At 69.9% G+C, this 14,120-nt stretch carries 14 protein-coding genes; 7 read left to right on the forward strand and 7 right to left on the reverse strand.

Features of this window, described 5'->3' with window-relative positions; all coding sequences use genetic code 11:
- Positions 1–6 precede the first annotated feature (6 nt).
- Positions 7–780, reverse strand: a complete 774-nt coding sequence (locus IEY84_RS22655; RefSeq protein WP_183549857.1) for an IclR family transcriptional regulator — start codon at positions 778–780, stop codon at positions 7–9.
- Positions 781–906: 126 nt separating this feature from the next.
- Here IEY84_RS22655 and IEY84_RS22660 point away from each other — a divergent pair, with 126 nt between their 5' ends.
- A complete protein-coding gene (locus IEY84_RS22660; RefSeq protein WP_183549854.1) occupies positions 907–1,566 on the forward strand; it encodes a maleylpyruvate isomerase family mycothiol-dependent enzyme in 660 nt (219 codons plus the stop codon).
- A 183-nt stretch (positions 1,567–1,749) separates the two neighbouring features.
- Here the strand turns inward: IEY84_RS22660 and sigJ are convergent, their stop codons facing one another.
- A complete protein-coding gene (sigJ, locus tag IEY84_RS22665) occupies positions 1,750–2,631 on the reverse strand; it encodes an RNA polymerase sigma factor SigJ (RefSeq protein ID WP_183549851.1) in 882 nt (293 codons plus the stop codon).
- Between the two features lie 142 nt (positions 2,632–2,773).
- On the opposite strand from sigJ, the gene IEY84_RS22670 reads away from it, so the two are divergent.
- From IEY84_RS22670 to IEY84_RS22680, 3 genes are all read left to right on the forward strand, one after another.
- Positions 2,774–3,226: a carboxymuconolactone decarboxylase family protein gene (locus tag IEY84_RS22670; protein ID WP_183549848.1), complete on the forward strand. Its 453-nt coding sequence runs from the start codon at positions 2,774–2,776 to the stop codon at positions 3,224–3,226.
- An 88-nt stretch (positions 3,227–3,314) separates the two neighbouring features.
- Positions 3,315–4,097: a hypothetical protein gene (locus IEY84_RS22675; RefSeq protein ID WP_183549845.1), complete on the forward strand. Its 783-nt coding sequence runs from the start codon at positions 3,315–3,317 to the stop codon at positions 4,095–4,097.
- Between the two features lie 87 nt (positions 4,098–4,184).
- Positions 4,185–5,108: an endonuclease/exonuclease/phosphatase family protein gene (locus IEY84_RS22680; protein WP_183549842.1), complete on the forward strand. Its 924-nt coding sequence runs from the start codon at positions 4,185–4,187 to the stop codon at positions 5,106–5,108.
- 4 nt (positions 5,109–5,112) lie between these two features.
- On the opposite strand, the gene IEY84_RS22685 is transcribed toward IEY84_RS22680, so the two are convergent.
- Entirely contained in the window at positions 5,113–6,336 is a 1,224-nt protein-coding gene (locus IEY84_RS22685; RefSeq protein ID WP_183549839.1) for an alanine racemase, read from the reverse strand.
- Positions 6,337–6,434: 98 nt separating this feature from the next.
- Here IEY84_RS22685 and IEY84_RS22690 point away from each other — a divergent pair, with 98 nt between their 5' ends.
- Complete coding sequence (locus IEY84_RS22690; protein ID WP_183549837.1) at positions 6,435–7,067, forward strand: TetR/AcrR family transcriptional regulator; 633 nt, start codon at positions 6,435–6,437, stop codon at positions 7,065–7,067.
- A 1-nt stretch (position 7,068) separates the two neighbouring features.
- Here IEY84_RS22690 and IEY84_RS22695 read toward each other — a convergent pair whose 3' ends face one another.
- The gene (locus IEY84_RS22695) at positions 7,069–8,289 is read right to left on the reverse strand and encodes an amino acid deaminase/aldolase (protein WP_229788937.1); all 1,221 of its coding nucleotides are present in this window, start codon (positions 8,287–8,289) and stop codon (positions 7,069–7,071) included.
- A 112-nt stretch (positions 8,290–8,401) separates the two neighbouring features.
- Here IEY84_RS22695 and IEY84_RS22700 point away from each other — a divergent pair, with 112 nt between their 5' ends.
- The gene (locus IEY84_RS22700) at positions 8,402–9,709 is read left to right on the forward strand and encodes a D-arabinono-1,4-lactone oxidase (protein ID WP_183549835.1); all 1,308 of its coding nucleotides are present in this window, start codon (positions 8,402–8,404) and stop codon (positions 9,707–9,709) included.
- A 27-nt stretch (positions 9,710–9,736) separates the two neighbouring features.
- On the opposite strand, the gene IEY84_RS22705 is transcribed toward IEY84_RS22700, so the two are convergent.
- The 3 genes from IEY84_RS22705 to IEY84_RS22715 form a co-directional block, all read right to left on the reverse strand.
- Entirely contained in the window at positions 9,737–11,032 is a 1,296-nt protein-coding gene (locus tag IEY84_RS22705) for an MFS transporter (RefSeq protein WP_183549833.1), read from the reverse strand.
- A gap of 180 nt (positions 11,033–11,212) precedes the next feature.
- The gene (locus IEY84_RS22710) at positions 11,213–12,136 is read right to left on the reverse strand and encodes a serine hydrolase (RefSeq protein WP_183549815.1); all 924 of its coding nucleotides are present in this window, start codon (positions 12,134–12,136) and stop codon (positions 11,213–11,215) included.
- Entirely contained in the window at positions 12,133–13,005 is an 873-nt protein-coding gene (locus tag IEY84_RS22715) for a LysR family transcriptional regulator (protein WP_183549813.1), read from the reverse strand. The genes IEY84_RS22710 and IEY84_RS22715 overlap by 4 nt, the downstream gene beginning before the upstream one ends.
- Before the next feature lie 142 nt (positions 13,006–13,147).
- On the opposite strand from IEY84_RS22715, the gene bla reads away from it, so the two are divergent.
- Positions 13,148–14,026, forward strand: a complete 879-nt coding sequence (bla, locus tag IEY84_RS22720) for a class A beta-lactamase (protein WP_183549811.1) — start codon at positions 13,148–13,150, stop codon at positions 14,024–14,026.
- Positions 14,027–14,120: the final 94 nt, after the last annotated feature.

Here is a 14,120-nt window from a genome sequence, read left to right on the forward strand (position 1 = left end):
CATAGGTCACCCCTGGCTCAGATCACGCTCCAGAGCCGCCGCACCGGACATCAGGGTCGCGACCAGGCTCGGCAGAGACTCCTTGTCGTAACGGACGCTGGGCATGGAGATCGACATCCCGGCGACGACGTCACCACCAGCGCCTCGGACGGGGACACCGACCGCGACCACACCACGCTCGGTGCGACCGTCGTTGAAGGCGAATCCGTTGCGGCGTACCCGCTCGAGCTCGGTACGCAGCGCGTCGATTTCCGGGCGATCGGCCGGCTGGTCGGCGTACCTCTCCCGGGAGTAGATCGAGGCGAGCTCCTCGTCGGCGATCTGGGCGAGGAGCAGGAGACCGGCGGTGGTGCGGTGGGCGGGGAAGACCATCCCCTCGCGGGAGCCGACCTTGAGCGACTGCGGGGACTCGACCGAGGCGATGAACCGACACGTGTCACCGGTGCGGACGGCGACGTTGGCGGACTCGCCCAGCAGGTCGACCAGGCGCTGCAGGTGTGGCAGCGCGACCTGACGGAGCCGAGACGCGGTCGAGCGGGAGTGGGCGGCCAGCTCCAGCACCGGGCCGGCCCGGTAGACCTTGTCCTCGTCCTGGACCGCGAAGTCGCGGTAGACGAGCATGGCGAGCAGCCGGTGAGCGGTAGAGCGGGCGACGTCGAGCCGAGCCGCGGCCTCTGAGACCGTCAAGCGACCTTCGACCTGAAGGATCGCCGCCAGCTTGAGTGCGTGGTCGACGCTGGTGATCGCATACGGGGGCCGGGTCTTGATCGGCTTGTCCATCCCACCTCTTCCTGATCACACCAAACCAAGCATCAATCGCCTTTCTCCGCAGGAGATTCACGGAGCTAGTTGTTCTTTACAACAGAATTATTTGTTCTATCCGTCCGGAGCCAGCACTCTGTGACCATGACGATCCTGATCGGCGCCACCCCCGCCCGTACATTCGACGACGCCCGCCGCTGGGCCGCCGAGGGCACCGCCCTGTTCACCGCCGCCATCGACCGCCTCGAGCCCGCCGGCTATGACACCGCCTCCCAGCTGCCGGGCTGGACTCGCAAGCACCTGATCGGCCACGTCGCTGCCAACGCCGACGCCCTGGGCAACCTGATCTCGTGGGCCGCGACGGGCGTGGAGAAGCGGATGTACGCCTCCCCCGAGCAGCGCAACGCCGACATCGAGGCGGCCGCGACGCGACCGGCCGACGAGCTCGGGGCGTGGTATCTCCGCGGTGCCGAGGAGCTGGAGGAGGCCATGGACGGGCTGAGCCCCGAGCAGTGGGGGCACGAGGTGATCACCGCGCAGCTCGTCACCCGGAAGGCCGGCGATGTCCCTTGGATGCGCGCTCGGGAGGTCTTCGTCCACGCCGTCGACCTCGGTGTCGGGATCACCTTCGCAGACCTGCCCGACGACTTCCTGCTCGCGCTGGCCGACGAGATCCGGACGAAGCGGGGTCTCTCCGACAATGACCTGCGCGACGTCGCCGGTCCGCTTCCCGAGGTCACTGCCTGGCTCGCCGGACGGCCGCACGCTCTCGTCGACGCACCGGAGCTGGGGCCGTGGCTGTGAGGTGCGCGCCGCCCGAACGAACGTTCGTTCGGCACGCAGGTCCGAATGAACGTTCGTTCCGCACGCAAGTCCGAATGAACGTTCGTTCCGCACGCAAGTCCGAATGAACGTTCGTTCCGCACGCAAGTCCGAATGAACGTTCGTTCCGCACGCAAGTCCGAATGAACGTTCGTTCCGCTGTGATCAGGTCCAGCGAGCGAGCTTGTCAGGGTTGAGGACGATCCAGACGTCGGTGACCAGCCCGCCGACGACCCTGAGGTTGGCGACACCGCGGTGAGCCCCGTCCTCGACCAGCGTGAACCCGAGTCCGTCGGCCGTGGGTTCGGCACGCACGGTCCAGGTCGGGCGTTTCGTGAGGACGCCCAGCAAGAACCGCGCCACTCTCTCCGGACCTTCGATCGGGTTGAGGGCGGCGCTGACCCGGCCGCCACCGTCGGAGCGGAGCGTGACCGACGAGTCCAGCAGCGTCACCAGCCGGCCGAGGTCGCCGCCGGCGGTGGCCGAGACGAAGGCGCGGACGACGTCGTCGTGCTCCGGCAGCGGGGCGACATCGTCCCGCTGCTCGGCAACCCGGCGGCGTGCCGAGGCGGCGAGCTGGCGCACCGCGGCCGGGGAGCGGCCGACCACCCCGGCGATGTCGCCGAACGGGATGGCGAAGATGTCGTGGAGCACGAACGCGACCCGCTCGGCCGGGGTCATCGCGTCGAGCACGACGAGCAGCGCGGTGCTCACCGTGTCGTCCAGGGTCGCCCGGTCGGCCGGATCCTCGGGTGCGGCGAGGAACCCCGGCCGCACCGGCTCGGGCAGCCAGGGCCCGACGTACCTTTCCCGACGGGCGCGTGCCGACTTGAGCACGTCGAGGCAGATCCGGCTGGTCACTCGGCTCAGCCAGCCGGAAGGATTGTCGATCGCCGCGCGCTCGTCGTCGGTGAGGCGATACCAGCGCAGGTAGGTCTCCTGGACGGCATCCTCCGCCTCCTCTAGCGTGCCGAGCAGGCGGTAGGCGAGCGCGATCAAGCGCCGGCGCTCGACCATCACCTCGCCCAGGTCATCCATGTCAGGCATCGTGGCATCTCCTCCCGGGGTTCACCCAGTGTGACGAGCCAGACAGCGCGATCGTGAGGTGGCGACCTCACATTCATGGTCGCCACCTCGTCAACCCATCGAGTGCCCGCGACGTGGCGGGCCCGAACTCGAAGGAACCCCGATGCTCGCCGACGTCAACGTCACCAAGATGTTCCCTGCTGCATACAAGGCCCAGATGGCCGTCGAGGAGGCGGTTGAGGAAGCCATCACCGTCGCCGGCCTGGACCGGCTCACCGTCGACCTGGTCAAGCTCCGCGCCTCCCAGATCAACGGCTGCGCCTTCTGCCTGCGGATGCACACCCAGGACGCCCTCAAGAACGGTGAGACGACCGACCGTCTCGCCCTCGTCGCCGCTTGGTGGGAGTCGCAGTACTTCACCCAGGAGGAGCAGGCCGCGCTCACCATCGCCGAGCAGATCACCCGCATCGGCGACCTGCACACCGCGGCCGCGCCCAAGGTCGACGTCGAGAGCATCCTCGACGCCAAGCAGATCGCCGCCCTCACCTGGGTCGCGATCGCGATCAACTCCTGGAACCGGATCGCGATCTCCAGCCACTACCCCGTCGCTCCCTGACCGAGACAGTTCGGAGGCGTAGGGAAGAATGTGGGAACCACGTGGGAACGTTTCTCCCACGTGATTCTTCACTCGCGCAGGGGGCCCGATGACCACGCCGACACCACCACCGCCGGACGGTTATGGTGCGATGCCGCCGGCGCCGGACCTGCGGCCCGGACCTCAGCAGCCCGTCCGGTCGCCGAACGAGAATTCGTTCGGCGCCGGCGGGCCGCCGCCGAGCCCCACGTCGCACAACCCGTGGCCCATCGTCATCGGGCTCAGCGCGATCGCCGGCGTGCTGATCATCGGCGTGATCATCACGGCCGGCATCGTCCTCCTCAGCGGTGACGGCGACCCGACCGCCAGACCGGGTCCGCTCACCGTGACGGCGACGCCGAGCACATCGCCGGACCCCTCAGCCACCAACCCGGCGCCCGGCGGGCTGGCCGCGGAGCTCTTCGAGGGCGACTGGAGGTTCAAGCTCGGCGACGTGAGCATGAACGCGACGTACGTGGCCTCCCAGGACTACCCCGAGTGTGGTCCGATCGCGTCGGCGGCCCTGGAGCGGAAGGGCTGTCGCTACGCCGCGATGGGGATCCACGACGCCCAGGGCGGCAAGCTGCGGATGCTCCGGGTGATCTACGTCTTCGACAGCGAGGCAGAGGCGACGGCGGCCGCGGCGTCGGTCAAGGAGACCGACTTCGACCTGCCCACCGGCAGCCTCATCGATGACGACGTGATCGGGAAGTGGGTCGCCAAGGACTCCTCCAAGGCCGTCGTCGTCGGCTTCGTGACCGCACAGAAGGGCGTGCCGGAGAAGACCGTCGACGACTATCTCCACTACGGCACCGCCGACATCGCGGGCGCACTCGCCTTCATGGACCTGTAGGGGCGGTCGCCGGAGTTCACCCGAGGTTTCCGAGTATTCGAACGCGTTTGGTTCAGCGCACACGGCTCGCCCATACCGTCAGTAGGCGTGTCCCCCAACGCACCGTTCGCCTCGGGCTCCGCTTCGAACGGACTCGAGAGGATCGACCTACGATGGCGCGCCACCGTCGTCGCCGTCGCGCTGTGCGGCGTCCTCGCCGCCGCGATCAGCTTCCTCGTGCCGACGACCGCGACGGCAGGGCCGACCGTCACGGTCGCCCAGGCCACTCCGGTCCAGCCGGGTTTCCAGCGTTTCGCCTGGCTCAACGCCTGGGCCGACCACCACACCGCTCCCGGCGGCGCTGCCGCCGGGCGGCTCGACGGGGTGCCGCGGATGCGGATCGTGGTGGGTCACCTGCGGCGTACGCTCATCGACTTCGGAGTGCTCGCCGAGGTGGAGGCTCCGCAGCGCGAGGCCTTCGAGTCCTTCGGCCGGGAGTTCGCGCTCGTGTCCACCCCTGATGCGACCGACGACGCGGTCTTCTACCGCCGCTCGGTCTTCCGGCTGGTCAGCAAGGACCCGGTCACCATGTACTACCGCCACGGCGAGCGCGTCATCGCACCGGTCGTGGTGCTGGAGGAGCGATCCTCGGGCCGGCGTGTCGGGATCCTGCCGGTGCACTTTCCGGCAAGCCTGCCCTCGGTCCCCGAGCAGAGGAGGTGGCGCGACCTGAACGCCCGGATCGTCAAGAACGTGGTGGCGCGCTCCGAGGTGCCGATGGTCGTCGCGGGTGACTTCAACCAGCGCAACGACATCCTCTGCGACCTGACCTCACCAGGGACCGGTCTGGTGAGCCCGCTCGCGACGTACGACGGGTGTGCGACCGCCCCTCGGGCGCCGATCGACCAGGCGTTCCTCAGCCCGTCGCTGCGACCTGACCGCTACCGGGTCTACTCCGGCCCGTCGGCCCGCCGCGCCACCGACCACGGCGCGTTCTACCAGGTCAGGGTGCGGATCTCGGACGTCCTCTGAGTCCTCAGAAGTACGTCCGGACCAGCTCGGTCACGATGTAGTCGGTCTCCACGACCGGGATCAGCCGCCACTTGTCGAACGCCGTGCACGGGTGCGAGACCCCGAAGCCGACGAGATCGCCCGGCCTCAGTCCGGCGTCGGTGCGCAGGAAGGCGTGCTGGTCGCCCAGCTTCTCGACGGTGCCGTCGAGCGCCTCCGCAGAGCCGCTGCCGTTGCGCCGCACCGTGAGCGGGATCGGCAGGCCGTTGTCGTAGGGCGCATCCCGTCGACCCATGCCAACGATGCCCAGGCCCTCCTCGGGAGCCGAGAGGACCTGGGCCCAGACCTCGAGGGCCGGGTCCAGACTCCCCTCGATGCGGTTGTAGGGCGTCGTGTCGGCGTAGAGGCCATGGTCGTGGGAGACGTACGTCCCGCTGCGCAGCACCTTGCGAGGCGTCATCCCGTCCGGCCAGCCCGCGGACCAGCGCTCGGCGAGCACGTCGAAGAACGCGCTCCCACCTGCGGAGACGATCGCATCGGCGGCGACCAGGCCTTCGGTGAACAGGGTCGAGGCGAGCTCCTTGAGCCGGTCGAAGTAGTCACCGACGGCTGCCTGCGTCCCCAGCCCGCCCTCATAGCCGGCCACACCCGCCAGGAGTACGCCCGGAGTGGCGTCCACCACCCGCGCGAGCTCGACCGCCGCCTCGACGGACCGGCAACCGGTGCGTCCGCCCGGGAAGCCCAGGTCGACCAGCACCGCCATCGGCCGGTCCTCGACACCCACCAGGGCCGAAGCCTCGGCTGCGACCTGGACCCCCTCGACCGAGTCGACCCAGTGGAGATGGAGGAACTCCGGGTCGGCCGCACGCTCGGAGGCGACCCAGCTCAGCGCGCTGTGGTCGAGGATCTCGTTGGCGACCAGCACCCGGCGTACGCCAGCATGGCGAGCGACCAGGGCCTGGCTGGGCGAGGCGACCGTGATCGCCCACGCGCCGGCGTCCAGCTGCCGCCGGTAGAGCGAGGGCGCCATCGTGGTCTTGCCGTGCGGAGCGAGCAGCAGGTCGTGCTCGTCGACAAAGGCGGCGACGGTCGCGATGTTGTGCTCCAGCGCGTGCTTCTTGAGCACCATCGTCGGCCACGTGAACGAGCCGTCGAAGAGGTTGCGCCCGGAGGCTTCGTACGCAGTGAGGTCGACGGCTTCTCCTGGCTCCCAGAAGCCCTTGTCCGCCCAGGTCACGTGATCATCCATCGGACAGAAACCTACCCACGGCCCGGCTGCGGGACACCGGGTTTTCGAGAAACCGTGGAAATCCCCAGGGAGGTATCGGCGTCGCTTATCGTGACGCCATGGCCAACCTCCGTGCAGCCCAGAAGGCGATGACTCGCCAGCTCCTCCTGGACGCGGCGATGGACCGGTTCGTCGCGAGCGGCTACGCGGCCACGACGATCGATGAGATCGCCTCGGCGGCGGGCACCACCCGGGTGACGTTCTATGCCTACTTCCGCTCGAAGTCCGAGGTCATCAAGGCCTTGATCACCGAGCGCCTCGAGGATGACCTCGCCCAGCTCCGCTCACCGAAGGGCAGCTCGCTCGGCGGCCTCGCCGACGCGGTGGCGGCCGGCACCCGCGAGCAGCTCGGTGCCTGGATCCGGCAGGCGATGGCCCGATGGCCGGGGGTGCGCCCGATCGTCACGATCGCCCGCGCCGCGCAGGCCGTCGATCCCGATCTCACCCACATCGTCGACGCCTGGACGGACGAGACGATCGAGGACGTCAGCGCGGGCCTGGACAAGGCGGACCGGTTCGACGCCGACAGCCGGCGGCTGCGCGGCGCACTGGCGGTCGCGCAGCTCGACTACCTGTTCCAGCGCTGGGCCGACGGGTTCTGGGGTGTCGAGCAGGACCGTATGTGCGACCTGGTCACGGAGAGCTGGTTCCAGCTGCTGGGCGACCCGGACCAAACCTCGCCGAGCCGGTAGGTCACAGGAACGTCCGCCCCTCGCCCCGGTAGGTCGGCGCGACGGTGATGATCGAGTCACCCTCGACCAGATGGAGGGCATCGAGCCGCTCGCAGACCTCACCGGCCTTCGCGTGGCGGAACCAGACCTTGTCGCCGATCGCGAGCTCGTCGGCGGCATGGCCGCGCAGCGGCGTCTGAACCTCTCCGGCGCCTTCGGTGGGGACGTACTCCAGCCCGAAGGGGTAGGTCGGGGTCGGGACCCGGTCGTGTCCGGGCGGGCCGGAGGCGACCCAGCCGCCACCGGCGACCGTGACGATGCCGGGCGCGGGGCGCCGGACGACGCTCAGCCCGAAGTAGGCCGCCGGGTGGGGCGTGAAGCCGTCGTAGCGGTCGAAGAGCGTCGGACCGAAGAGCCCGGATCCGGCCGCGATCTCGGTCACCGAGAGGTCGGCGTGGGTGGACTCGATCGAGCCCGTGCCGCCGCCGTTGACGAACTCGAGGTCGGCCAGGGAGCGTACGGCGGCGACGATCTTCCCGCGACGCTCGGTGATCTCGGCGATGGAGGCCCTCTTCATCCGCTTGATGACAGCCGCGGGCGGGTTGCCGCTGAGCGGGCGATCGACGGTGCCGGCGACCTGACCCTCGTACGCCATCAGTCCGACCAGCTGGAAGGCCGGGTCTTCGGCGACGATCCGGGCAAGAGCGACGGCCTCCTCGGGGGTGCGGATCGGGGAGCGGCGGGCACCGAGCCAGATGCGGCGCGCGACGACGAGGGCCGCGTCGAGATCGATGGCGACGCGTACGGGCGCGGCCGGGGTGCCGATCGCGGCCTTGACCAGCGCCAACCCTTCGGCGCTGTCGATCATCAGCGTGATCCGGGCGAGCTTCTCCTCGTCCTTCGCGAGGGCCGCGAGCCCGGCACGGTCCACGGCCGGGTAGCCGATCACGATGTCGTAGTGCGTCTCGGCCAGCCACAGCGCCTCGGCCAGGGTGAACGCCAGGATCCCCTCGTATCCCTCGCGGGCGAGCGCGCGGTCGATGAGCGCCCGACAGCGGACGGACTTGCTGGCCACCCTGATCGGGGTGCCTGCGGCGCGACGTACGAGGTCGTCGGCGTTGGCGTCGAACGCCGCCAGGTCGACCACGCCCACGGGTCCGTCGAGACCGGCGGTCGCGCGGTCGAACCGTTCGTGCTGCTGGCCGGAGAGATGGTGGGAGCGTTGAATAGAGGGCTTAACCACGACGCATGTGTCTATGCCCCGCGCGGCACTCGCGTCAACGTGGTTGACGCAACTGTTCCGGCGTACGGCCAATGCGTTGACCGTACGACGCGGACCCGCCACGCTTGCCCGCGTGGACGAGTGGCAGAACTGGGCCGGCAACCAGCAGACCGGCCGGGTCGAGGTGATCGTGCCTCGTGACGAGGCAGAGCTGTCGGCCGTCATCGTGGCCGCGGCGGAGGCCGGTCGGCAGGTGCGGCCGATCGGCGCGGGACACTCGTTCACTGCGATCGGCGCTCCGGTCGACGTCCAGGTCAGCCTGGATCGTCTCGCCGGGATCGTGCGGGCGGACTCGACGACCGGCCTGGTGACGGTGCGCGGCGGCACCCGGCTCAAGGTCCTCAACCGTGCGCTCGAGGCGCTCGGGCTGTCGATGACCAACCTCGGCGACATCGAGGAGCAGTCGATCTCCGGGGCGATCTCGACCGGCACCCACGGGACCGGGGCCCGGTTCGGCGGTCTGGCGACCCAGGTACGCGGCCTGCGGCTGCTCCTCGCCGACGGCTCCGTCGTCTCCTGCTCGGCGTCGGAGAACCCGGAGATCTTCGACCTCGCCCGCGTGGGCCTCGGCGCGCTCGGGATCATCGTCGAGGTCACGCTCCAGACCGAGCCGCTCTTCGCGCTGAACGCACGCGAGGGCAACGGCTCGCTCGCAGAGGTGATGTCTTCGTTCGACGAGCACGCGTCTGGGACCGACCATTTCGAGTTCTACTGGTTCCCGCACACCACCCGGGTCCTCACCAAGCACAACACCCGGCTGCCGCTCCCGGAGACCCCGCTCGAGCCGGTGGGTCGGCTCCGCGGCTGGTTCGACGACGAGCTCCTCTCCAACACGGCCTTCGGAGCGACCGTCGGACTCGGGCTCCGGGTCCCTGGGCTGGTCAAACCGCTGGCCCGCTTCGCCGCCTCGGCCCTCTCGCCGCGCGAGTTCACCGACGTCTCCTACCGCGTCTTCACCTCGCAGCGGAAGGTGCGGTTCGTGGAGAGCGAGTACGCCGTCCCGCGTGCCGTCGGCATGGACGTGCTCGCGTCGTTGCAGCGTGCGGTCGAAGCCTCGTCGTGGAACATCTCCTTCCCCGTCGAGGTCCGGGTCGCGGGCGCCGACGACATCCCGCTGTCCACCGGGTTCGAGCGGGAGAACGTCTACATCGCCATCCACACCGCGCCCTCCTCGCCTTGGCGCGAGGAGTACTTCGCGGCCTTCGAGCGCATCGCCGGCGAGGTCGGTGGCCGCCCGCACTGGGGCAAGATGCACACGCTCTCCGCGGCTGACCTGGCCGAACGCTATCCACGGTTCGGCGACTTCGTCGCGCTGCGGGACAAGCTCGACCCGTCTCGTACCTTCGGAAACCCTCACCTGGAGCACATCCTCGGCTCCTGACCCCTGCCGGTCGCGCTCGCGACCAGCTCAGGCAGCGGCCGGCTCCGGTTCGTCCTCGCGCGGGAAGTGGGTCTGCTTGAAACGTACGGCCATCCGGGTCGATGGACCCATGGCGGCCGCGGCGGCGACGACGATGACGGCGATGACGATCCACCCGGCGCCGCTGTAGAAGTCGGGGTGCCAGCCCATGGCGAGGAACGTGAACAGGGCCGGGGCCCAGGCGCCGCCGAGCTGGCGGCCGATGCCGGCGACCCCTTCGTACTCACCCCGTCGTTCGGGGTCCATGAGCTCGGCCTGGAAGGCCCACGAGGCCGACCCGATGGCCAGCTCGGCGCCGGTCACGGCGACGTGGCCGAGCCAGACCAGGAAGATCGTGAGGAACCCGCGGGTGTCGTGGGTGACCAGCGTGATCGCGCACGCGGCGACGAAGAACGCGCTGCTCCACCACACCCGGCGCAACGCGTCGCGGACGTTGCGGACGCCCTTCGAGGTGTAGGCCGGGAGGATGATGCACAGCACCGTGTTGGTCGCGAAGAGCCAGGCCAGGAGCCAGCGCGGCGAGTCGGTGTATTCGACCAGCCACAGCGGGATCACGGTGTGCAGCAGCACCTGGTTGGACCACAGCGTGCCGGTGAAGGTCGTCACCAGGAGCCAGCCGACGTTGCGCAGCGCACCCGGGCCCGGCAGCTTCTGGACGATCTCGCCCGCCGCGCGGCGCTCCTCGTGGGGAGCCATCGGCAGCCGGGTGATCCAGACAGAGTTGGCGAGCCCGATGACCAGCGCGAAGAACGGCACGCCCCACTTGAGGACGGCGTCGGTCTCCAGCGCGAGCGCGATACCGGCGATCAGGGCGCCGATGGTGAAGCCGAGGTTGAGGCTGGAGTACATGAACGCCTGGGTCTCGACCCGCTCCTTGTCGGGGAGGACGTCGAGGACGTACGCATTCCGGCCGGCGCCGCCAGCATTGTTGACCACCTCGAAGACGACGATGACGCCCAGGTAGGCCCAGAAACCGTGGATGAACGGCATCAGCGCGAACATCGACGCGCTCAGCGCGGCGCTGATCGCCCAGACCCGCTTCGGGCCGATGAAGTCGGCCAGCTTGCCCATCGGGTAGGCGGTGAGGAACGACGCGATCCCCGCCACCGTCAGGCCCACGCCGATCTGCGCCGGGCTCAGACCGACGAACGCGACCAGGTAGAACGCGGCCGCGGTGTTGAACGTCCCGTCCCCCGCCGCGAAGAGCAACGACTGCGTCGCCAACCGCCGCGACAACGGTGTCGGCGGGATCAAGTTGTTGATGAAGACGGGCAGGGCGGGCACCGGCTGATTCCATCACCGCGACCGGGTGGTTGACACCTGGTTTTAGCCGAGGCGTCACCAGCGTCGGCCGAAACGTCAGGCGCGTCGGCCGAGATGGCACCGTGGTGCCATCTCGGCCGACCGGAGTGACGCTTCGACCTGCGTACGTGACGCCTCGGCCGACCGCAGTGACGTTTCGGCTCAGGTTCGGCGGGAGGCGAGGGCGTCGACGGCGTCGCGGGCGGTGGCCGCGATGGCGAGGTCGACGTCGTTCTGGATCCGGGCGGTGCGGTCGGAGTCGGTGAGTACGGCGATGGCGACGCGTCCACCAGGATGGGTGACGACGGCGATCTCGTGTCGCAGGGTGAGGAACCCGCCGGTCTTACCGGCGAGGTGGATGTCGTCGGCGAGCAGCTCGGCGGCGAGCCGGTGGGTGAAGACCTGCTTGCCCATCGTCTCGCGCAGCATGGCGGTCGCCTCGGGCTTCGCGACCTCGTCACGCCAGACCCGCTCGAGCAGATCGACGCAGACCCGCGGTGAGCCGACGGTGGCGCGCTCGACGTCGAGAGAGTCGATCACGTGCCGGCCGCCCGGACGGCGACCCTCGACCGCGAGCTGGGTGGCGATAGCGAAGTCGTGGCCGGCGACGCGGGTGGCGTAGTCGTACATGGGCTGCATCCGGTGGCGTACCCGTAGCCCCTCCACGCCCCACTCGGCGAGCTGCTCGTCGACCTCGCGGGGCGAGACCCGGTCGAAGAGCGCGTCGGCGGCGGCGTTGTCGCTGAGGCTGAGCATCATCAGCATCAGGTCGGCGACCGAGCAGGTCACGTCGTGCGTGAACGCCGAGAAGCCGAAGGGCCCGTAGCTCCGCCCGTCGGCGGTCAGCGTCACCTGTGAAACAGGATCGATCTCACCGCGAGCGATCCGGTCGGCGACGACCAGGGCGAGCGGCACCTTGGCCACCGATGCCAGCGGCATCTGCCGGTCGACACCTACCCCGACCTCGTGTCCGGTGTCGATGTCGCGGGCCAGAAACGCAACCCTGACCTGAAGCTCCCGGAAGCGTTCGACCGCGGCCTCGGCGAGGTCGATCAACCCCCGGTCGCTGCCGACCAGCGGACTCATGCGCTCCCCTCCTCGGGCACGCCGACGCAGGCACCGAGCAAGGCGAGCGACTGCTCCCGAACCGGGCCTGCGGCCAGCTTTGCGGGCAACGGCTGCAGCTCGATCAGCCGATGGCCGCGCGACACCGGGTCGACGAAGGGTGACCAGCTCAGTCCGTACGTCACCGCCTCGTGCCGTGCGCAGACCATCGTCGCGCGGCCGGCCAGGGTCTCGGCCACCGCGAGCCGGTGCGGCGTACGGCGCAGGGCGGCCGGCCCGATACCGGCCCTGTCCGCGAGCCGCCGCAGTCGGCCGGCGGGATCGTCGAGGTCTCGCGGGAGGGCCAGCAGCTGCGTACGTTCCCCGCGTCTGCGGGGTCGCAGCGAGCCCAGCGACACCGGCCGCTGGCTGGCCTCGGGGGCGGCAGGCGGCGTCGCGACACCGAGCGGAGTGATCCAGGTGGCCGCATCGGGATCGCACGCGTCGACCAGCCAGGCAGCCGACTGCGGCGTCTCCTCGTCGTCGCTCGTGAGGCGGATGTCGACGCCTTCTGCCTCCAGCAGGGCGACCAACCGGCCGAGCGGAGCGGGGGCGCAGCCGGACGGCACCGCGAGCACGAAACGCTCTCGGTCATGTCGCCGGATGCTGCGCAGCAGATGGTCGGCCTGGTCGAGGAGATGGCGCGCCCGCGGCAGCAGCGCGTGCCCGGCCGGGGTGAGCGCGATCTGGCGCCGGCTGCGGTCGAGCAGCTCGACGCCCAGCTCACGCTCGAGGGCGCGCAGGCGACGGCTGAGCAGCGGCTGGTCGACGCCCAGCTCCAGGGCGGCCTCCGAGACGCTCATCTCGTCCGCCACCGCGGCGAAGCCGCGCAGATGAAGCAGTAGGTCCACGCGTACAGGATGTCCGATCACCCGTAGCGCGTCCCATGTCACCAGCGCATACGTCCATGTCGGATCGTCCTTGGACGCCATCGCCGCGGCGGCGGCACGATTCCCGCAGCACCTCAGGAACGCCCTTCAGCAAAGGACTCACATGACTCACCCGACCCTCAGCCGCCGCGCCGTCCTCGGCGGAGCCGCGGCCGCAGTCGCCGCGACCGCGACCGTCGCCCGTGGTCCGATGGCGTACGCCGCCGGACGCGGCTCGATCGCCGCGCTCGAGCAGAAGCACGGGCGTCATCTCGGCGTCTGGGCCAAGAACATGCGGACCGGACGCACCATCGAGCACCGTGCCGAGGAACGATTCCCGATGCTGTCGACCTTCAAGACCCTGCTCGGCGCGCAGATCCTGCGCGACCTCCCCGCGCGTACGCTCCAGCAGCGCCTGACCTGGGACGCGAGCGACCTCGTCGTCAACTCCCCGATCACCTCGCTCACCACGCGCAACGGCCTGACCGTGGCGCAGCTCTGCGAGGCGACCATCACCCGGTCCGACAACACCGCTGCCAACGTACTGATGCGTCTCACCGGCGGACCTGCGGGCGTCACCGCCTTCGCCCGGTCCCTCGGCGACCAGGTGAGCCGCCTGGACCGCTGGGAGCCCGACCTCAACAGCGCGATCCCGGGCGACCCGCGCGACACCACGTCTCCGCGTGCGATCGCACAGACCTACACCAAGCTGCTCCTCGGCGACGCGCTCGACCGTGCGGACCGCGACCAGCTGACCACCTGGATGCTCGCCAACCAGTCGACCGTCACCCGGTTCGGCGCCGGGGTTCCCGCCTCCTGGCGCCTTGCCGACAAGACCGGCGGCGGCGACTACGCCTCGCGCAACGACGTCGGCGTCACCTGGACTCCCGACGGCGCCCCGATCGTCATCGCCGCGCTGACCCGCTCCGACGACCCTGCCGCTGCTCCCCTCGACGCGCCGCTCGAGGACATCGCGGCGGTCGTTTGCGCCGAACTCGGCTAGCTCTGGGGCGGCGGCGACGAGCTGTAACACGTCGTTCGTAGTACTACTCGCCCTATTGGAACGACCGGATAGTGCTACGAACGACGTGTTACAT

The organism is Nocardioides albus, from assembly GCF_014648255.1.
GTDB lineage: Bacteria > Actinomycetota > Actinomycetes > Propionibacteriales > Nocardioidaceae > Nocardioides > Nocardioides albus.